This window comes from Peribacillus sp. CSMR9, from assembly GCF_033141925.1.
GTDB classification, from domain to species: domain Bacteria; phylum Bacillota; class Bacilli; order Bacillales; family DSM-1321; genus Peribacillus; species Peribacillus simplex_A.
The window spans coordinates 38,195-58,215 of sequence record NZ_JAOPHO010000021.1 but is presented as its reverse complement, the minus strand read 5'-3'; the positions used below and the strand labels follow the sequence as shown (position 1 = coordinate 58,215).

The 20,021-nt window shown below is 39.3% G+C and carries 16 protein-coding genes and 1 pseudogene; 14 read left to right on the top strand and 3 right to left on the bottom strand.

Annotated elements, in window-relative coordinates; all coding sequences use genetic code 11:
- The first annotated feature begins 607 nt into the window (after positions 1-607).
- Positions 608-1,696 carry a branched-chain amino acid aminotransferase gene (locus N9I19_RS12100; RefSeq protein ID WP_317777923.1) on the top strand — a complete coding sequence of 363 codons (1,089 nt, stop codon included), beginning with the start codon at positions 608-610 and terminating at the stop codon, positions 1,694-1,696.
- A gap of 40 nt (positions 1,697-1,736) precedes the next feature.
- Here the strand turns inward: N9I19_RS12100 and N9I19_RS12095 are convergent, their stop codons facing one another.
- Positions 1,737-2,423, bottom strand: coding sequence for a response regulator transcription factor (locus tag N9I19_RS12095; protein WP_317777922.1), 687 nt, complete (start codon positions 2,421-2,423; stop codon positions 1,737-1,739).
- 138 nt (positions 2,424-2,561) lie between these two features.
- On the opposite strand from N9I19_RS12095, the gene N9I19_RS12090 reads away from it, so the two are divergent.
- The 3 genes from N9I19_RS12090 (at position 2,562) to N9I19_RS12080 (ending at position 4,288) form a co-directional block, all read left to right on the top strand.
- Entirely contained in the window at positions 2,562-3,449 is an 888-nt protein-coding gene (locus N9I19_RS12090; RefSeq protein WP_317777921.1) for a R2-like ligand-binding oxidase, read from the top strand.
- Positions 3,450-3,692: 243 nt separating this feature from the next.
- Complete coding sequence (locus tag N9I19_RS12085; protein WP_317777920.1) at positions 3,693-3,893, top strand: hypothetical protein; 201 nt, start codon at positions 3,693-3,695, stop codon at positions 3,891-3,893.
- A 182-nt stretch (positions 3,894-4,075) separates the two neighbouring features.
- On the top strand, positions 4,076-4,288 hold the full coding sequence (locus N9I19_RS12080) for an iron-containing alcohol dehydrogenase (RefSeq protein ID WP_317777919.1): 213 nt from the start codon (positions 4,076-4,078) through the stop codon (positions 4,286-4,288).
- A gap of 600 nt (positions 4,289-4,888) precedes the next feature.
- Here N9I19_RS12080 and N9I19_RS12075 read toward each other — a convergent pair.
- On the bottom strand, positions 4,889-5,143 hold the full coding sequence (locus tag N9I19_RS12075; RefSeq protein ID WP_061463398.1) for an alpha/beta-type small acid-soluble spore protein: 255 nt from the start codon (positions 5,141-5,143) through the stop codon (positions 4,889-4,891).
- Positions 5,144-5,408: 265 nt separating this feature from the next.
- Here N9I19_RS12075 and N9I19_RS12070 point away from each other — a divergent pair, with 265 nt between their 5' ends.
- The 8 genes and pseudogenes from N9I19_RS12070 to dsdA all read left to right on the top strand — a co-directional run.
- Entirely contained in the window at positions 5,409-6,143 is a 735-nt protein-coding gene (locus N9I19_RS12070; protein ID WP_061463397.1) for a YqcI/YcgG family protein, read from the top strand.
- Between the two features lie 225 nt (positions 6,144-6,368).
- Positions 6,369-7,010, top strand: coding sequence for an FMN-dependent NADH-azoreductase (locus N9I19_RS12065; RefSeq protein WP_411730431.1), 642 nt, complete (start codon positions 6,369-6,371; stop codon positions 7,008-7,010).
- Between the two features lie 114 nt (positions 7,011-7,124).
- Positions 7,125-8,921, top strand: coding sequence for an oligoendopeptidase F (gene pepF, locus N9I19_RS12060; protein WP_317777918.1), 1,797 nt, complete (start codon positions 7,125-7,127; stop codon positions 8,919-8,921).
- A 234-nt stretch (positions 8,922-9,155) separates the two neighbouring features.
- Positions 9,156-11,402 carry an AAA domain-containing protein gene (locus N9I19_RS12055; protein WP_289320297.1) on the top strand — a complete coding sequence of 749 codons (2,247 nt, stop codon included), beginning with the start codon at positions 9,156-9,158 and terminating at the stop codon, positions 11,400-11,402.
- A gap of 289 nt (positions 11,403-11,691) precedes the next feature.
- Positions 11,692-12,690 carry an LLM class flavin-dependent oxidoreductase gene (locus tag N9I19_RS12050; RefSeq protein WP_317777917.1) on the top strand — a complete coding sequence of 333 codons (999 nt, stop codon included), beginning with the start codon at positions 11,692-11,694 and terminating at the stop codon, positions 12,688-12,690.
- Positions 12,691-12,782: 92 nt separating this feature from the next.
- Positions 12,783-13,805 (top strand): LLM class flavin-dependent oxidoreductase, encoded by a 1,023-nt coding sequence (locus N9I19_RS12045; protein WP_317777916.1) that lies wholly within the window; start codon positions 12,783-12,785, stop codon positions 13,803-13,805.
- Positions 13,806-13,897: 92 nt separating this feature from the next.
- The gene (gene pabB / locus N9I19_RS12040) at positions 13,898-15,643 is read left to right on the top strand and encodes an aminodeoxychorismate synthase component I (RefSeq protein ID WP_317777915.1); all 1,746 of its coding nucleotides are present in this window, start codon (positions 13,898-13,900) and stop codon (positions 15,641-15,643) included.
- 308 nt (positions 15,644-15,951) lie between these two features.
- Positions 15,952-16,545: pseudogene (gene dsdA / locus N9I19_RS12035) on the top strand (D-serine ammonia-lyase); the annotation flags it as partial.
- 443 nt (positions 16,546-16,988) lie between these two features.
- Here dsdA and pdxR read toward each other — a convergent pair.
- Positions 16,989-18,383 carry a MocR-like pyridoxine biosynthesis transcription factor PdxR gene (gene pdxR / locus N9I19_RS12030; protein ID WP_317777914.1) on the bottom strand — a complete coding sequence of 465 codons (1,395 nt, stop codon included), beginning with the start codon at positions 18,381-18,383 and terminating at the stop codon, positions 16,989-16,991.
- Between the two features lie 132 nt (positions 18,384-18,515).
- On the opposite strand from pdxR, the gene pdxS reads away from it, so the two are divergent.
- Together pdxS and pdxT are read left to right on the top strand one after the other, a co-directional pair.
- Positions 18,516-19,403, top strand: coding sequence for a pyridoxal 5'-phosphate synthase lyase subunit PdxS (pdxS, locus tag N9I19_RS12025; RefSeq protein ID WP_089364659.1), 888 nt, complete (start codon positions 18,516-18,518; stop codon positions 19,401-19,403).
- Between the two features lies 1 nt (position 19,404).
- On the top strand, positions 19,405-20,004 hold the full coding sequence (pdxT, locus tag N9I19_RS12020; protein ID WP_061463386.1) for a pyridoxal 5'-phosphate synthase glutaminase subunit PdxT: 600 nt from the start codon (positions 19,405-19,407) through the stop codon (positions 20,002-20,004).
- The last annotated feature ends 17 nt before the right edge of the window (positions 20,005-20,021 follow it).

The window sequence follows — 20,021 nt, the reverse complement described above, 5'->3', positions numbered from 1 at the left end:
GGATAAGTATATAAGATTATTTTTTAGTAGTAAACTACTAAATTGAATTTAACAACAAATTTGTATCTATGTACCATAATGGATTGAAATTGGAAATATATCTAAAAACCCATTCATGACCCCACTTTATGAAATGGTATAAAAAGTGTTTCATTCCTTATATGTTCCTTGTTAATATACATATAAGTATTAAGTTGAGTATCGGTTCGGATGCTGTAGCTCATAAGGAATCCGCTACACATCTTTTTATTCAGTCATTCCATTTTAAAGGAGTGGAAACGACAAGCGGATTACTGTCTGTTCCATGTTGAAAGAAATACAAAATTCACATTGGCATTATTGTTGATAATTTGTTAAAATTAACCCTAATATTCAGGAATTCAAGAAACCTGAACGAACAACTGGTTTTGATATTTATTGAGAAGTTTTAGGAATAACCGGTTCTTTTTTCAGGAATCATAGTAGGAAGTCTAACTCGTTTATTTTAAAAAATTCCGAAAATTTGGTCAAAAGGCTTGAACTATGATTCCTGATAGGAGTAAACTAATTAAAGATAGATTTTATGGAAGTGAAATCTTGTAAATTTATTCAACAAGGGGTTTTGGTAATGAAGGAACACGACATGCAAATCACGCTTAGTACAACAAAGAAAGAAAAACCACAGGCGGACCAGCTTGAGTTCGGTAAGCAGTTTACCGATCATATGTTTATTATGGATTACACACAAGGGCAAGGGTGGCATGATCCAAGAATTGTTCCTTATCAACCGCTCTCACTAGAGCCGTCAGCTATGATTTTCCACTATGGTCAATCTGTTTTTGAAGGATTAAAAGCATATGCAACACCAGAAGATGAAATAATCTTATTCCGTCCGGAAAAGAATTTCCAACGCTTAAATAGTTCAAATAGCCGATTGTGCATACCGGATATCGACGTTGATTTTGCATTGAAGGCCTTAAAAACTTTAATTAGCGTTGATAAGGATTGGGTTCCTCAGGCAGAAGGTACATCCTTATATATCAGGCCATTCATAATAGCTACTGAGCCTTACCTTGGAGTTTCTCCATCAGAAAAATATCAGTTCATCATCATCATGTCACCTGTAGGTTCTTATTATAAAGAAGGCATTCATCCAGTTAAAATAGCTGTGGAGTCAGCTTTCACACGTGCAGTTAATGGTGGTACAGGAGAAGCTAAAACAGGCGGGAATTATGCATCGAGCCTTAAAGCCCAGGAAGTATCCGAAAAGATGGGTTATGCCCAAGTTCTTTGGTTAGACGGGGTAGAGAAAAAATATATTGAAGAAGTTGGAAGCATGAATGTTTTCTTCAAAATTAATGGTGAAATTATCACTCCTGCTTTAAATGGAAGTATCCTTCCGGGTATTACCCGTGATTCCATTATAGAATTGCTTAAACATTGGAATCTTCCCGTGACGGAAAGACGTATTTCCATGGAGGAAGTCAAAGAAGCATATAAATCAGGTCATCTGGAAGAGGCCTTCGGAACGGGTACAGCCGCGGTTATATCGCCAATTGGTGAATTTTTATGGAATGGTGAAGAAATGATCGTTCAAAGCGGGGAAACTGGGGAACTATCTAAAAAGCTTTATGATACACTGACAGGTGTCCAAACAGGTAAAATTTCAGACGAGTTAAATTGGACTGCGAAAGTTGAAGAAAAAGTGACTCAATGATACTTAAACAAAAAAACCTTCTTTGAAGGTTTTTTTGTTTTCACATAATCATTTTGTGCCTTATTGCAACAGCCACGGCCTCAGTCCGGTGATTCACCCCTAATTTCCTGATTGCAGAAGAAATATGATCTCTGACAGTAAATTCACTAACGCTCATTTTTGATGCCATTTGCTTTAATCCTAAACCATTGGCTAAATATTGAAGGACCTCCGTTTCACGTTTACTTAGAAGGTAAGTGGGAGGAGCCGAATCCAATGTTGAACTGACAGCCAGTTTCAAATAATGGGACAGCTTCATTAAATCATTCTTGGTAACTGGCTCGTTTGCCTGAATGGGGTCAACCAAAACAAAACCGATGACCATGTCATTTACAATTATCGGTATGATTGCCAATGATGAGATGGAACATTTTTTAACGTATTTTGCAGGAATGGAGGATTGCGCATGTTGAATGGTTAAGTATATGGGTTTGTTATGGATGACAGCTTGGTGGATAGGGTATATATCATGAATGTTTTCTTTAATATTATGTAATGAAAAAGTATCTTCACCAGTACATGCGCATATTCCTTCACCCACTCCTGTTAAACATGAGTAACTGAATAAAGATGCACGTTGAAAAGAAAAAAAATTCACACAGCCCTTTACAATCATTTGTGATTTATTTGCCATATCCTTTTGTTGGGAAATCTTTTTTACATGATTCATCAGGGTTTCCTCAAGCATTCGACTTTATTCCTCCCTACATTTTCAGTGCTAGGATAAATGCTAGTAATATCTTACAATATAATGAAAACTCTTACAAATTAAATAATTCCTTATGGATTCAGAAGTTTTCAAATCATATTTCAAGGAGGCATTTACATGAAAAGAAAGAATTTAACGACCACCAGCCGGAGTTTTAGAGAAGATACCCTACCATTTAAACTTTATCAAAAGGCAAAGAAATTCGGTATATGGAATCCCCGTGACATTGATTTCAGCCAAGATAAAGAAGATTGGAAGTCATTTACTGATAATGAAAGGGAAGTATTATTACGGATCATCTCCCTTTTTCAGGGCGGAGAAGAAGCCGTGACTTTGGATTTGCTCCCCCTCATTATGACGATAGCCAAAGAAGGTAGAATCGAGGAAGAAATGTACTTAACGACATTTTTATTCGAGGAAGCGAAGCATATGGAGTTCTTTCGACATACATTAGATCAAGTTGGTGAAAAGGGAGATTTGTCGGTTTATCACTCAGACATTTATAAATCCATTTTTTATGAAATATTGCCGGAAGCGATGGGGAAACTTTTATCAGACCAATCCCCTGAAGCATTGGCAGAAGCGGCCACTGTTTATAATATGTTTACAGAGGGCGTTCTTGCAGAAACTGGATATTTCGGGTTCTATCAGACTCTCGAAGCTAGTAAAATGATGCCTGGTTTATTAAAGGGCGTGGGTCTTTTGAAAAAAGATGAATCACGCCATATTGCTTATGGGACTTTCCTGCTGCAGAGAATCATCAGTGAACATCCACATATCTTTAAACAAGTTGAAAAGAGGATGGAGGAACTTTCACCATTGGCCATCGCGCTAAATACAGAGGGATATGATCGGTTAGGCAATCCATTTGGTAATGACAAACAAGCTGTTTTCGATTTTACCATGAAACAATTATCAGTACGGATGGAGATCTTGGCAAGGGCAAAAGGAAAGGGAATTGAAGAAATCTATCAAAGTAACGTAAAGGAATATGGGGTTTTGTGAAGCCGATACAGGTTACTATGCTGCATTTCTGATTTTGGATGCTAAAGAAGGATTCCACAATGAATGGACACCAGGAACATGGAAGCTCGAATTGAAAAATCTTAATCGTAAATAAAGACAATTTTATCTAAGGTGAATGGAAATCCTAGTTTCTGGTTAATGCCTTAGATTTACAGTGGTCCCAATACTCGTTCAATCATTCCGGACGTAGTCAATGTTCATGGGGCCCATAGGATTATTCGCGTGAGTGATGTGGGTTTGGATAATGCAGGTGTCGTTAAAAGTTCCGAAATTTTTGAGCAGACTTTAGGCACCAAAGCTGAAATAGTTGGGCAGTTTCTCGATGTTACACAAGATGCAGCAAGTGAATGTGTGAAATATGCACACGAAGTGAATGCCAATGCCATACATGCTATTGGCGGAGTGTCATTGATACCGCATTGAAATTCGGATTATTTAAAGGGATTACAGATATAAATGATGCGATATCAGGAGGTTATCTGTATGAGGGTTTTCCAAAAGCCCCACATATGGGCACACCACATATCCCCATGGCCACAACAGCAGGCACCGGTTCGGAAGTATCCCTAATAACAGTCATATATAATGAGCATAAAAAAAGTTAAATGAATACATGCAATGTTTTCGTAAGTTCGGATGTGGCCATTCTAAATCCCGAGTTAAAAGTCGGGCTTCCGCCTGATATTACGGCGTTTACTGGTGCAGATGCATTGACAAGTGCAATTGAAGCGATCGTTCCACCTACAAAGACATCAATAACTGTTGCTCATGCATTTCAGGCGATTTGGGTTATTGGGAAAAATTACCGAGAGCAGTGAAGGATGGAAAAAGATTAAGGCAAGAATGGAAATGTTGAGTGGAAGCATGATGGGAATCACTGCATTTTGAAGTGCGCTGAATGCGATTCCGGTTCATAAAGGCATATGGAGCGGTATGACGTATTCCGAATGGTTTGGCCAATGCGGTGTTATAACCGGTTGTCATGGAGTAAATTCCCGAAGTAATACCTGCCATAGACCCATTGAGAGCCAAAGCCTTTAAAGTGAAAATACATGATGAAGATTCAAAAGGGATCTTAGCGAAAGTGGTAGAAAAGCTCCGGGTTTCCTATTTGATCTTGGGCATCCTCTGACTTCAGTGATATGGAATTAGCCAGACACATATGGAGAGAATGCTGACTGCAATATTGAGGGATACAGCTGCTACTAACTATCCGAAGTCGTCGGAATTAATAAGCTCAGAAATTTCAAGAGTTTTACCCATGACCATCATTAATTTTTAAAAAAAGCCGCCCAAGAAGGGTAGCTTTTTTGCGAGTGCAATAACTGCCCTCCATCATGATAAGTCCCAAAATATTCGTTTTGTCAGTTTTCGATGATATGCCTACTGAAGCGAGCGTAACATTTTGGATTGAAAGGTTAATGTTTTTTTCCTAAGTTTTCCTGTGCCATCTTTATAAGTTCCTTGACCATGCCGCCTCCTAACTTTCCGCCTATTTTTCCATTCTGCTTGGATGTCAGCTCACCGTTATAGTCTTTTTTCAGCGGTACGCCAATATCTTTTGCTACTTCAAACTTGGCCTCTTCAGGATTCTTTGTACCAGCAACTTTGGCTTTTAAATCATCGAGTCCTTTTCGCGCTTCAGCTACCAGAATTTTTTTTCTCCTTGCCATCAAACATCACTCCTTGTTTTTTGTTAGGTTAACCTAAAGGAAAGAAAATGATTATCATGCGGAGTCAATTGTTTTTTTGCTGAACCGGTATTATATTTCTTGAGTGGGAATTGGAATCACAATGGAACGGGGAGGCACTTATCAAATCTTAAATAAAGAAGAATTTACATGAGGTGTACCTGATTGTGGTGATTGGCAGTTCGAGAGATGTTTTAGTTTATTTATAGCGGGTATCATTTAGTAAAACGATTTAAGGAGAACAATGATGCTGACTGTTAATTCAAATTTGTTAACGAAAGAAGATATGACAAATCCCGATCGAGTGCCGCAATGGCTAATTAAAGAATATCAAACTTTCCATAATACAGTGACGGATAAAACGTTTCCTTGTTATTTTGGTATGAAAGCTGAAAATAAAGGGGAACTTCGTTATGCTTATATCACACAGGAAGATTGGTCCAATCTTCCAAAAGCAGTGGAAAGCTTTCTAGATTTATTTCAAGAACCACCATATATCAGGCATGGCCTGTTTGTCTTTATGGAGCCTGAACAAATAGAGGGAGATATAGGACTGTACCGAAAAAAGTTTTGGGATATCCTGCAATACCTACATAAAGAGGATAAAAAACCTTGGCCAATTAAAAAGCCGAAAGATCCCGAGCATTATTTATGGGACTATCATTTTGCAGGTGAACCAATCTTCGTCTTTGGCAATGCACCTGCTTATAAACAGCGAAAAACCCGTGATTTAGGAAATAGCCTTGTTCTTGGATTTCAACCCCGGATGATTTTTGAAGGATTAGAAGGAACGGAAAAAGGCGGGATTATGTCACGTGAAAAAGTTCGTGAACGAGTAGAGGAATGGGATAACCTGCCTAAACATCCTGATATCAGTCATTTTGGTGATGTAGATCATAATGAATGGAAACAATTTTTCATCGGGGATGATATAGAGCCGATAAAAGGGAAATGTCCCTTCCATCATAAAGAGTTAACTTAACCGAGGGCAAATTGCTCTCGGTTTATTATGACTTTAGGGTTGTAAAAAAACCAAGAGAAAATTCCTGAAATGCCCATTTTAATATAAAAAACATATTTCTTGCCTTCTTGGATTATCAGTCTTATAATGTGAATGTAGTAATTGCAGTTAATTCGAGATATATGGATTGAATATTTATTTTGAAACTGTACTATTTTTTCATGGCAAATATATAAAAATTAACTATTGGGGGAACTGACAATGTCTAAAGTATTATTTGTTAAATCAAATGACCGTCCAGCGGATCAAGCCATTAGCGTGAAAATGTATGAAGCTTTTTTGAACACATACAAGGAAGCGAATAGTAACGATGAAGTAACTGAATTGGACTTATTTAAACTGAACTTACCATACTATGGAAATACAGCAATTACTGCCCTTTATAAACGCAGCCAAGGTATGGATTTGACTGAGGAAGAAGTGGAGATTGCTGATATCGTGCAACAATACTTGAATCAATTCCTTGCTGCCGACAAAGTGGTATTTGCCTTCCCACTTTGGAACGCAACTGTACCAGCTCCACTTGTAACATATATTTCTTATCTTGCCCAAGCGGGTACAACTTTTAAATACACTGCTGAAGGCCCAGTTGGTCTTATTCCTGAGAAAAAAGTGGCTGTACTTAATGCTCGCGGATCGGATTATGCTTTACCTGGAATGGAAGCTGCTGAAATGGCAGTGAAATACGTAACGATGAATTTAAAATTATGGGGCATAACGAACCCGGAAACAGTTGTTATCGAGGGACATAATCAATATCCAGACCGTACACAGGATATCGTTGCAGAAGGATTGGCAAAGGTTGCTGAAACTGCAGCAAAATTCTAATTGATAAAAAGGAAAACCAGTATGTATTTTTAGCATACTGGTTTTTCTATGCAGATTTTTCTGAAAGTCGATTATAATAAAGGGTAAGCCTATAAGCCTGAAAGGAAGTGTCATATGCAAACGTTTAAATCACGTGATGAAATCAAAGAAGAAGAAACATGGAACTTAAAGGATATTTACGATGATCAGGCCAATTGGGAAAAAGATTATCAAGAAGTCCTTAGGATGACAGAAAAATTAAAAACTTATGATGGGCATATTCAGTCTGCTAAAGATTTGTTCGAGTATTTACGATTAAGTGAGGAACTCGGCTACATTTATAACAAGCTATATGTATATGCCATGCTGCAAACAGATTTGGATACACGGGTTACCTCATCGCAGGCATTACAAGATAGAGCAGGTCAGTTAGGGCAAAAAATTAGTAATGCATCTGCCTTTTTCATGCCATTTCTTTTGAGTCTTGAAGAACAAACATTAAAAGGGTACATAAAAGAAATCGAGGGCTTAAAATATTTTGAAGAAGATCTACTGGATTCCTATCGCTATAAATCCCATGTGTTAACGAAAGAACAAGAAGAGGTCCTTTCTCAAGTAGGCGAAGCCTTTTCAGCACCACAAAAAACGTTCGGGATGATCAACAATGCTGATATTAAATTTGGGGAAGTCACGAATGAAGACGGCGAAAGGGTTGAGCTTACACGAGGAATGTATTCCAAATTGATTGAACACGATGATCGTGATAAGAGAAAAGAGGCGTATATCGCATATTATCAGCCATATGTACAGTTGAAAAATACCATCGCTTCCACACTTTCTACGGCAATCAAGAATAATGTGAATCTTTCAAAACTAAGAAATTATCCATCTGCCTTGGAAAAATCCTTATTCGGAGATCAGGTTCCAAAAGAAGTATATGATAATTTGATTATGTCTACTAAACAAAATATTGGACCCATGCATAAATACATCAATTTAAGAAAAAAATTGCTCGGGGTAGAAGAACTACGTGCATATGATTTAAGTATACCATTGGTCGAAGGTGCTAAAGAGGAGATTTCTTACGATGATGGATTTGCTTTGATGATGGAAGCATTGAAACCTCTTGGCGAAGAATATATCACAATTCTGAAAACCTTTAAGGAAAAAAGATACATCGACGTCAGGGAAACACCTGGAAAACGTTCAGGCGCTTATAATTTAGGACTTTATGGTGTTCATCCTTTCATCTTATTAAATCACCGTGATGATTTAGACAGTGTATTTACACTTGCACATGAATCCGGACATGGCATGCATTCATACTATAGCTCAAAGTACCAGCCGCAAATAAGTGCAGGGTATTCCATTTTTGTTGCTGAAGTTGCGTCCACAGTGAATGAAATCCTGCTGATTCGCCATTTAATTAAAACAACAAAAGACGTCAAAAAGAAAAAACACTTACTCAACCATTTCATAGATAGTTTTAAAGGAACATTCTTCACACAGGTGATGTTTGCGGAATTTGAAAAGATCGTACATGAAAAAGCTGAAAATGATGAGCCTCTAAATGCCGAGGTTTTTAACACAGCTTATGAATCGATATTCCGTGCTTATAATGGAGACGAGATAATTTTTGATGAAGAAGTGAAGTTTGGCTGGTCACGCATCCCACACTTTTATCGTCCGTTTTACGTCTACAAATATGCCACTGGTTACGTTTCAGCAATTACAATCGCAGATAGGATCCTTTCTGGGGACCAAAAAACTCTTGAAAGTTATTTGACCTTCTTGAAAAGCGGGAGTTCCGATTTCCCATTGGAGCTGCTTAAGAAAACAGGCGTAGATTTGACTAAACCTGATCCAATCGAAAACGCAATGAGGATTTTCAGTGATCTTGTCGACGAATTCACAGAGTTGTCAGAGGGCTAATCTAAACCATTTCTTCCAAAAGAGCCCATGGTATGTCTGCTATAAAAATGCTATAGTTACACTATTGGCGTATGAGAGGCCCAATCCTTTGATTGGGCCTTCTTTTATATGGTAGAAAAACAGGTGCCTTTGTAAACAAGGCCATATGGACAGTAAATTATTTTACATCAGAGCCTAGCCACTGGGCCAGCTTCTTAATACTTCAATGGCATATTTTGTGAGGAAAGTGAAAAAATGAATTCAACAGTTAATTTTATAAAAGAATGGCAGCAGGCACTTCAGCTTGAAATCCTGCATTTAAAAAAATATGGCAGCACAAAATACCTGGTTTCGAACGGTCATCTGCTTACAAGTGACGGTTCTTTCAGCTATTATTTTGAAACAGGTTCATCGATAAAAGTTCCTGTCGGTTCCGTCGTTCGACTTGAATGGGGAGGAATTAAACAGGATGGCAGGATTCTCTCATCGGAAGGGAAAAGTATAATCATTGTTTTTGATCGCTCGTTAGGCGATATGATCGGCGAAGCCTTTTTATACCATGATCCATGGGAATTGCTTGAACAATTGATTATCCGCTTGGACGAAATCAAGAGAAGCAAAAAGAAAAGGCTTCGGATCAAACGCCTGATGGATCCGTCCATGCCGCAAAAACATCCTGTAAATGAAAAACTAAGCAGTGTGAAAGAATTATATGCCCGCTCGAAGTTCAATCCTGTCACATTTGTCTGGGGTCCACCTGGAACAGGAAAAACCTATACATTGGCACGTACGGTAGCCAATCATTATTTACAAGATAAAAAAGTGCTGGTCTTGTCCCATAGCAACCAGGCTGTCGATGTTTTGATGGCTGAAATTTCTTCATTCATTAAAAAGAAAGATCTTTTCAAAGAAGGCGATGTGCTTCGCTATGGGTCTCAAATCGGTGAATCCCTTGCCATCCATGATGATATTGTTACGGGGCAACTATTAGGTAAACATGAACCGGCATTAATTAACGAAAAAGAACAGCTAGCTGAAGAGAAACGTTTATTAAAACATGACTTGGCTGGCTCCTTCAGCAAAAGGGATACGGATCAATTAATCGAGATAGAGAAAAAACTGGCAAAAGTTTTGGAGAAAATACGCCATAAAGAGATGCAATTCGTAAAAGAAGCAAAAATCATCGGAACGACCTTGGCAAAGGCCGCAAATGATGAAACGGTTTATCAAAAGGAGTATGATCTAGTAATTTTGGACGAAGCGAGCATGGCTTACGTACCACAGGTGGCTTTCGCTGCAGCGTTATCCAAACATATTATCGTTTGTGGTGATTTCAAACAATTGCCGCCCATTGCTTCCGCTCGTGATTCCCTTGTGAAACTTTGGCTAAAGGAAGACATCTTTCATCGGGCGGGTGTTGCTCAGTCTGTGGAGGAAGGGGAACTTCATCCTCATTTATTCCTACTAAAAGAACAGCGCCGCATGCATCCGGATATTTCAGCATTCACTAATCGTGTCGTCTATAACAATTTTGTAGGTGATCATGAAAGTGTTGCCACAAGCAGGGAGAGCATAATGCTGGCGGAACCATTTGCCAATAAGGCGGCGGCACTTGTAGATACTAGCTTATCAGGGGAATATTGCATCACGGAACGCACTTCCCACTCGAGAATGAATATATGGCAATTACTTTTATCTTTTCAACTGATTCATGAAGCTTATGTGGGAGGGACAAGGTCAATTGGTTATGTCGCTCCGTATCGTGCTCAGGCAGACTTGATGGAAAAACTATTGGATGATTTATATGCCAAAGAACGGCAAACGGCCGATATCATCGCTGCAACTGTACATCGTTTCCAGGGAAGCGAACGGGAGATGATGATTTTTGACACAGTTGATAGTTATCCGCAAAACAGGGCAGGAATGTTATTGACCGGAAGAGAAAGTGAAAGGCTCATTAACGTTGCAATAACAAGGACTAAGGGTAAGTTCGTACATGTTAGTGACACTTCATTTGTTAACAAACATGTTTATCGCAGCAAAACACTTCGTCAACTTGTCGATCATCAAATTCAAAATGATCAGATCGTGTCAAAGAAAGACATTGGAAAATGGGTTAAACACCAGCACCCGAAATTAAAATGGATGCATGCCCGTAAGTTAGGCGATTTTCTGGAAGATATTGAATCAACAAAACAAGAGTTGGTAATGGCAGTCCCAGATTTGAACAGTTTGTCGGAAGAATGGCAAGAGTTTTTAATGAAACGAAACCCTGCAGTGAAATTGACGATCATATCAGCAAAAAGGAACCCTGATATCATCTCTGATCATTTTATTTGTTCACCAGTTTCCTTTTCCTTTATCATCTTTGATAAACGAGTAATCTGGTTAGGTTTGCCCGTAGAGTCCAATAATCGGATCCAGCCCCCATTTATAGCGGCTCGTTTGGATTCGCAAATAATGGCTGATGAATTATTATCTCAATTCATAAAAAGTGAATAGCTCTGGAAAGGCCCTATATTAGGGCCTTTCTTCATTTTTCAAAGTGTATATTCCCTAAGTGACCTCGATAGAATAAATATTAATAGGAACACCTTCTAAAATAATAAATATATTAAACCAAAGACCTCGTCAGAATATATATTCCACTCACAAACTCCAGTCTGGATTCAACTCCATATAATTTCCGCTAAAGGTTGCAAACTAAAATAACAAACCAAGCTTTTCAGGCGACTTTCGGCTAATTATGATTTACCATTACGTTACGAAAGAGAAGAAAGGAGGTAACAAAATGAAACTGGGCATTTTAGATCAATCACCAATTGCAACCGGACAATCAGCACAAGAGGCATTGCAGGCTTCACTGCAACTTGCACAAGAAGGAGATAGACTCGGTTATAGCAGGATCTGGTTAACTGAACATCATGATCTGCCGGGATTGCCATGTTCCGTTCCAGAGGTATTGATAAGCTATATTGGTGCGCAAACAAAAAATATCCGAATTGGATCTGGGGCAGTTCTGCTTCCGCATTATAAGCCATATCGGATAGCAGAGATTTATAATATGCTTGCCACCCTATTTCCAGGCAGGGTCGATATGGGCATAGGACGTGCTCCTGGGGGATCTGCCGAAGCTACGATGGCATTATCTGATAATTTTTTGCAGAATGTTTACAAAATGCCTGAACTTGTTCAGGAACTGTTGAATTTTCTTAGAGATGAATTTCCGAAAGAACATTTGTTTTCAAATACCTCTGCTGCTCCTATCCCAAAGGTACCGCCTGAACCGTGGATATTGGGAACAAGCGGGAAAAGTGCAAAACTTGCTGCTGAAAATGGTACTGCATACGCATTTGGTGAATTTATGAGTGAAAATGATGGATTGAAGAGTCTTCAACAGTACCGTGAAAACTTCCAAACAAAAGGTTTTCTTGAGGAGCCAAAAACGATCGTTTCGGTTGCGGCCATATGTGCAGAAACCGAGGAACTTGCGAAAGAAATCGCTCTTAGCAACACCCTATGGAAAATACAAAGTGGACAAAGGAACAGAAAACAGGTTCCAAGTATAGAAGAGGTAAGGAATCATGATTGGACTGAAAAAGAAAAAGTACTGATGGAAACGATGCATGAAAAACTGATTTTTGGTACACCTTCTCAAGTGAAGTATCGCCTTTTGGAAATTCAGGAAAAATATCAAGCAGATGAAATAATGCTGATAACCATCACTCATAAATTGGAGGACAGGCTGAATTCTTATCGCTTGATTGCTAAGGAACTCCTTAACAAATAATCCCCTTCGAGCATTTTATGTGCATTTTGTGTGCATTTTCTATATGATGACTTTGCGTCCAATTAATATCATAATTGAAAGAAGTTGAAGATATGAATGCTGATCAACATGGAAAAGAACTTAGCGACATTTCTTTTTCCGTACTGGACCTAGCTTCAATTGTTGAAGGTGGTACAGTTTCGGGAGCTTTTAAAAATACTATAGATTTAGCAAAACATGCGGAACAATGGAACTACAACCGTTTCTGGGTTGCAGAACACCATAGCATGCCTGGGATCGCAAGCTCTGCAACTTCCGTGCTGATAGGATATGTTGCAGGGAAGACAGAAAGAATTCGTGTGGGTTCTGGAGGCATAATGCTACCAAATCATGCACCACTGGTTATCGCAGAACAATTTGGAACATTGGAAGCAATGTATCCTGGTAGAATAGATTTAGGACTGGGGCGCGCTCCTGGAAGCGACCAATATACTGCCATGGCGCTCCGGGGTGATGTGCGTAATAATGGACAGGATTTTCCTGAACAATTGGCGCAGCTCCGCAGTTATTTAGATGCGGATTCTAAACATAATCGTGTTCGGGCCATCCCTGGCGAAGGACAGGACATCCCGATTTGGCTTCTTGGTTCAAGCGGTTTCAGTGCAGCATTATCAGCACAGCTTGGATTGCCATTTTCATTTGCAAGCCATTTTTCCCCTGAAAATACTCAACCGGCTTTAGCTCGTTACCGCAATAATTTCCAACCATCCGACGTTCTCGATAAACCTTATGTGATGGTTGGTGTCAATGTATTTGCAGCTGATACAACTGATGAGGCACAAAGGATTGCCACATCTTATCAACAGCAGTTTTTGAATTTGATAAGGAACACACCTGGACAACTTGCTCCTCCAGTTGATACGATGGAAGGCATCTGGACAGAATATGAAAAGGCCATTGTCATGAAACAATTGAATGCCTCCATTATCGGAAATCCGGAAGAGGTAAAAGAGCAGTTGCAGACATTTTTAGATGAAACACAGGCGGATGAAATGATTATAAACTCTGCCATTTATGATCAGAATGCACGCCTTCGTTCTTATGAAATCATTGCAGAAGTTACTGGAATGAAATAAGTGTCAATGAATGAGCTTGCAGATCACTTGTCTGCAAGCTTTTTTATAAAATACATACCGATTGACTCTTTAAACAAAGATAGGAGAGAAGAATGAAACGAGAAGATCCTATATCCTTAATATTTCACTTCACAGATAAACAAGGTGAGAGCAGGCCGCTCTATTTTACGAAGCCGAAAAAAGTGTTCACTGCCCATTCCATTGGGGATGTCCTTCCTCAATTTCAAAAAGTCCAGGAAGCGATCGACCAGGGGCATTATGCAGCGGGATATGTATCCTATGAAGCGGCACCTGCTTTTGAAAAATCTTTTAAAGTAAAAGATGGAGCCAAAATGCCATTATTATGGTTCGGTATTTTTGATAAACCGGAAGAATTACCTGAAAAAATGCCAGGGGCTTTTAAGTTAGCTGAATGGCAATCAGAAATGGATTCAACAACCTATCATAAGGGCTTTCAAAAAATAAAATCCGAAATTGAGAAAGGCAATACGTATCAAGTGAATTATACGATGCGTTTGCAATCCAAGTTCGAAGGGGACGACTTCGCTTTCTTTGATCGCTTGAAGAGAGCTCAACGATCGAATTATAGTGCATATTTGAACGTTGGGACACATCGTATCCTCTCGGCATCACCCGAGTTATTTTTCCGCTGGGAAGATGATCAGCTAATTACAAGGCCTATGAAAGGAACGGTAAAGCGGGGAACGACACTGAAAATGGATCAATACAATGCAGAATGGTTAGCAGCCTCGGAAAAGAATCAAGCTGAAAACTACATGATTGTGGACCTGCTCAGAAATGATTTGGGAATGATTGCAGAACCAGGAAGCGTCAAGGTTCCACAACTTAAGGAAATTGAAAAATATCCGACCGTTTGGCAAATGACCTCCACAATAACAGCTGATACGAAACCCGGAACAACAATCATTGATATATTCAAGGCCCTTTTTCCATGTGGTTCGATAACAGGTGCACCTAAAATAAAAACAATGGAAATCATCACTGATATCGAGAATTCACCACGTGAAGTTTATTGCGGTGCAATCGGGTTTATCACCCCTGAATCCGAAGCCGTTTTTAATGTGCCGATTCGTACGGTCGTGATCGAAAAGGAAACAGGTAATGCCGAGTATGGGGTAGGCGGGGGAATCACTTGGGATTCCGAGTTAACCGAAGAATATGACGAAGCCTTTTTAAAGGCCAAATTATTGACGGTGGAAAGGCCTGCTTACGAATTATTGGAATCGATGAAGCTAAGCGATGGCGAATATTATTTGTTGAATGATCATATCGATCGAATGAAACAATCTGCTGATTACTTCAATTATCAGTTCTTTGAATTGAAACTTAGAGATGAACTCCAAAAGTATGCGGATTTAAACCAAGGCAAATTGCAAAAGGTAAGGGTACTGCTTAAAGAAAATGGTGAAATGGAAGTTTCCGGACAAGCAATTAAGCCCCTTGATTCAGAATTAACGGCTATCTTGGCTGAAACTCCAATATCAAGTGGAAATCCCTTTCTTTGTCATAAGACGACTAATCGTGATGTATATGAAGGCTTTCAAAAGAATAATCCTGACTTCGATGACGTTCTACTTTGGAATGAAGAAGGATTCATCACGGAATTCACGAACGGGAATGTAGTGGTGAAGATAAATGGTGACTACTATACCCCTCCTGTGGAATCAGGTCTGCTCGCTGGAACTTTTCGTCAAGAATTAATAAGGAAGAAGGAAATCAAGGAAAAGCCCATTTTAAAAACTGACCTTAATAGCGCTGAGGAAATTTGGTTTATTAATAGTGTGCGAGGGAAATTAAAAGTGAATTTGACATTCTAAGCTGATTTTCCCTAAAAAAATGATTAATCTCCATGGCAGTTTGTTGCGTTATAGCAGATGATGAATACTGTTTTTATACATATTCTAAGAGGGAATGCTATGGAGAAGCAAAAAATTGCATGTTTCATCGATACGGAGTGAAAGCGAAAGATCCATTACTTTAAAATCTTATAAAGATGGATAGAAGTCTTCTTGCTGAATCCAGATTACGGTGCCGCTCAAGAAGATCCAATCGTCCAAGCGGAACAGGGTTAAATCGGCAGAGGACAGATTGGATAGGTTCGCAAATTATATTGTTAATGCCTTTCGTAACCGTCCATATGTCGGCAGATGGAAAACTGTGGAAAAAGGAAAAATTGACAAGTCTTGGTGTCATTGTAAAGGTATATGATGATGATAGTAAAGCTGTAGAAGAAGGCCGTTATGAAGCTCACTTAATCCGATTGCCATTTTATTGATGATGAAAATTCAATGGTTCTGCTGCTCGGTTACGCGACGGCTGCAACACGCCAGAAGAATCAGCTGAAAGATATGCCAATTCCAATTGACGGAGATCACCCTTTATTTGTGTACTTACCATGCGGTGTCGGCGGCGTCCCGGTGGTATCAAATATGGGCTCAAGCTGGCCTTCGAGGATGATGTTCATTGTTTTTTTGCAGAGCCGACACATTCACCATGCATGACGCCCGGATTGATGACAGGTCTTCATGATAAAGTCTCGGCACAGGAATTTGGAATCGATAATTTGATTAAAGCGGATGGACTGGCTGTCGGAAGGCCTTCAGGATTAGATTCCAGTATGATTACTTCCATGTTACTGCTGGATAAAATGAACCAGTCCACACATATCATCTGGGCGACAGGTGGTAGCATGGTACCAAAGGATATGTTGGAACAATATTTATCTAATAGTTATAAAAAGAAGTTCACGACCGTGAACTTCTCAGACTGTAGACAAACTCGAAGAAAAGCGAGTTTGCCTGCAGTATTTTTTAAAAAAAACGTCTCAGTTGTTTTCAGCCGGAGCAAATATTCGGCCGTACACCGTACTTTTTCGTCCTACATCGCACTTTATTCGACCGTCACCGCATTATTCGGACTCCGTAGCATTCTTTTTGCGGTCCACATATTGAAATCGGCTCCTTTCCGCCGGCTCCTTGCCAAGCCTCCTCACCGCAAGCATCTAGCGGTGAGGAGGCTCCAGACTTTTGGCAGGAGTGTCGCAAAATTCTTCAATGTGGTTTCATCACAAATAAAAGTCTTATATTAAAATCATGAAAGGGAATCGGGATGAGAGCATTCCGAACCCCTTTTTAATCGACAAACTTAAAGAAGTTCACGTCTTCATAAACCCCATGATTTCAATAAAAGGTGAATGGCCTTTTCCAATTCATCTTCAGGAATCCCCGCGAAGCCCAAAATGATTTTTGGAGGATTTTCGTCAATTTTTTCGATTGAATATGTGGAAAGTCCATATATTTTAATATGGTCTTTGTTTGCCTTTTGAATAAGTGTCTGTTCGTCCATGCCGTTCTTAACGATGAGAACGATATGTAATCCTGAACGTTCACCAATGATGTTTATTTGTTCATGGGGTTTAAACAGATCGATCACTTTATCCAACTTGCGCCTGTAAACTTTCCTCATTCGATTTAAATGCTTTTCGAAATCCCCTTCCTTCATGAACTGTGTCAACACATGTTGATCAATCCGCGAAACGGTTGAATGGTAAAAGGATAATTCCTGTTGATACATTTGTAACAATGGGGCGGGAAGAACCATATAACTGATCCGAATTGATGGCATCAATGATTTGGAGAATGATCCTAAGTAAATCACCTTTTCACCGGCATCCATACTTTGTAAGGAAGGAATTGTTTTTCCACTATAACGAAATTCACTATCATAATCGTCTTCGATAATATAGCGGTTTGCTGCACCTTGAGCCCAGTTCAACAATCGAGTCCGTCTGTTAACAGATAGGATTGTCCCATAGGGGAAGTGATGTGATGGAGTGACATACACTACGTCGATCTTTGAATCCTCAATAGGGTTGACCTTTACGCCTTCTTCATCAATTTGCAGTGGATGGACTTCATTTGGGTAGCTGCGTAATATCCGGTGAATCAAGTGATACCCTGGATCTTCAACACCATAAATGGTATTTTTATCGAAAAGAAGGACAAGCTGCTGTAATAAAATTTCCATTCCTGCACCAATGATAATCTGTTCGGGAACGCATTGAACTCCGCGTGCATGATACAAATAATGGGCAATTTCACATCGTAATTCATATTCTCCTTGAGAATCCCCCAGTAAAAGAAGTTCTTGATGTGCTTCATCAATTTTATTTTTCGTGTATTTTCTCCATTTTTCAAATGGGAAGTTTTCCGTGTCAATTTGGCTGGGATGGAAATGATACAACAATTCCCCTTCTTTATCATTAATTTTTTCCAAGGAAACTTGGTTGGTTTGAGTATACTCCAGATCCTCAGATGTTTGAATATAGTAACCTTTTCTTGGTATGACTTCAACGTATCCTTCAGCTGTTAATTGTTCATATGCAGTCTCGACAGTGTTTTGACTAATCTGTAGGAACTCTGCCAATTTACGTTTGGAGGGCAGTTTTGTGCCGTAAAGTAGACGGCCATCAATAATTTCTTTTTTAATATGTGAATATAATTGTTCGTACAAAGGAACATCACTAAACCGATTTAAATCACAAGTTAACATATTCATTTTGCTTCCACCTTTTAGATAAAATAAACTGAACCCATTAAATTTATTAAAACTGACACTTTCAATGCGGTCAACATTTTTTTATACTAAGCCTAACAAATCTAAAAAGTGCAAATATTAGGGGGAAGAGAAATGGAAAAATTATTAGGAACTGACACAGTAAAAAGAGGAATGGCACAAATGCAAAAAGGTGGCGTAATTATGGACGTCATTAATGCAGAACAAGCAAAAATCGCTGAAGCATCAGGTGCTGTTGCAGTCATGGCATTGGAAAGGGTACCTTCAGATATTCGTGCTGCTGGTGGAGTAGCAAGAATGGCGGATCCGCGAATCGTTGAGGAAGTAATGAATGCTGTATCTATCCCGGTCATGGCTAAAGCAAGGATTGGCCATATTGTTGAATCAAGGATTCTGGAATCCATGGGAGTGGATTATATCGATGAAAGTGAAGTGCTGACTCCAGCCGATGAAGAATATCATATTTTAAAAAGTGATTTCACAGTTCCTTTCGTTTGTGGTTGCCGTGATTTAGGCGAAGCTTCACGCCGTATTGGCGAAGGAGCATCGATGCTTCGTACAAAAGGAGAACCAGGTACGGGTAATATTGTGGAAGCTGTGCGTCATATGAGAAAGGTACAGTCCCAAATTCGTAAAGTGAGCATCATGAGTGATGATGAATTAATGACTGAAGCAAAAAATATCGGTGCCCCTTTCGAAATTTTAAGAGAAATCAAACGGACAGGAAAATTGCCTGTAGTTAACTTTGCAGCTGGCGGAATTGCCACTCCAGCAGATGCAGCGCTTATGATGGAATTGGGAGCAGATGGCGTATTCGTGGGATCTGGTATTTTTAAATCAGAGAATCCAGAAAAATTCGCATCGGCAATCGTTCAAGCTACTACATATTTCACCGATTATGAGTTGATTGGCCGGTTGTCCAAAGAGTTGGGCAGTGCAATGAAAGGAATTGATATTTCTAAACTAGCTCCAGCAGAACGGATGCAGGAACGTGGATGGTAATATGATAACTATCGGTGTTTTGGGATTACAGGGTGCAGTCGAAGAACACTTGAACCAAATCAAAGCTGCCGGCCAACAAGCAATAATAGTAAAAAAACCCGAACAGTTGCATGAAATCGATGGCTTAATCATTCCAGGCGGAGAAAGCACTACGATGAGAAAGCTAATGGATCGATACGGATTTATGGAACCGATCAAAACTTTCTTCGAACATAAAAAACCTATTTTCGGTACATGTGCGGGGATGGTATTGGCGGCCAAAGAATTGAATGGTGATGAGAAGGCCTATCTTGAACTAATGGACATTTCCGTGAAAAGAAACGGGTTTGGCCGCCAAAGGGATAGTTTCGAGGCCGAACTATCAATCAAAGGACTGGAAGAACCTTTTAAGGCAGTTTTCATCAGGGCGCCATTCGCGGATGGTATTGGAGAAGATGTGGAGATATTGGCTGTTTATGAAGAGAATGTTGTGGCTGCGAGACAAGAACATGTCCTTGTCAGTGCTTTTCATCCAGAATTAACAGGGGATGATCGTTTCATGCAACTTTTCATAGAAATGGTGAAGACATCCATATTTAAAGAAGAATTGAAAACCTGTTAACCAAAGTAAAAGCTGTC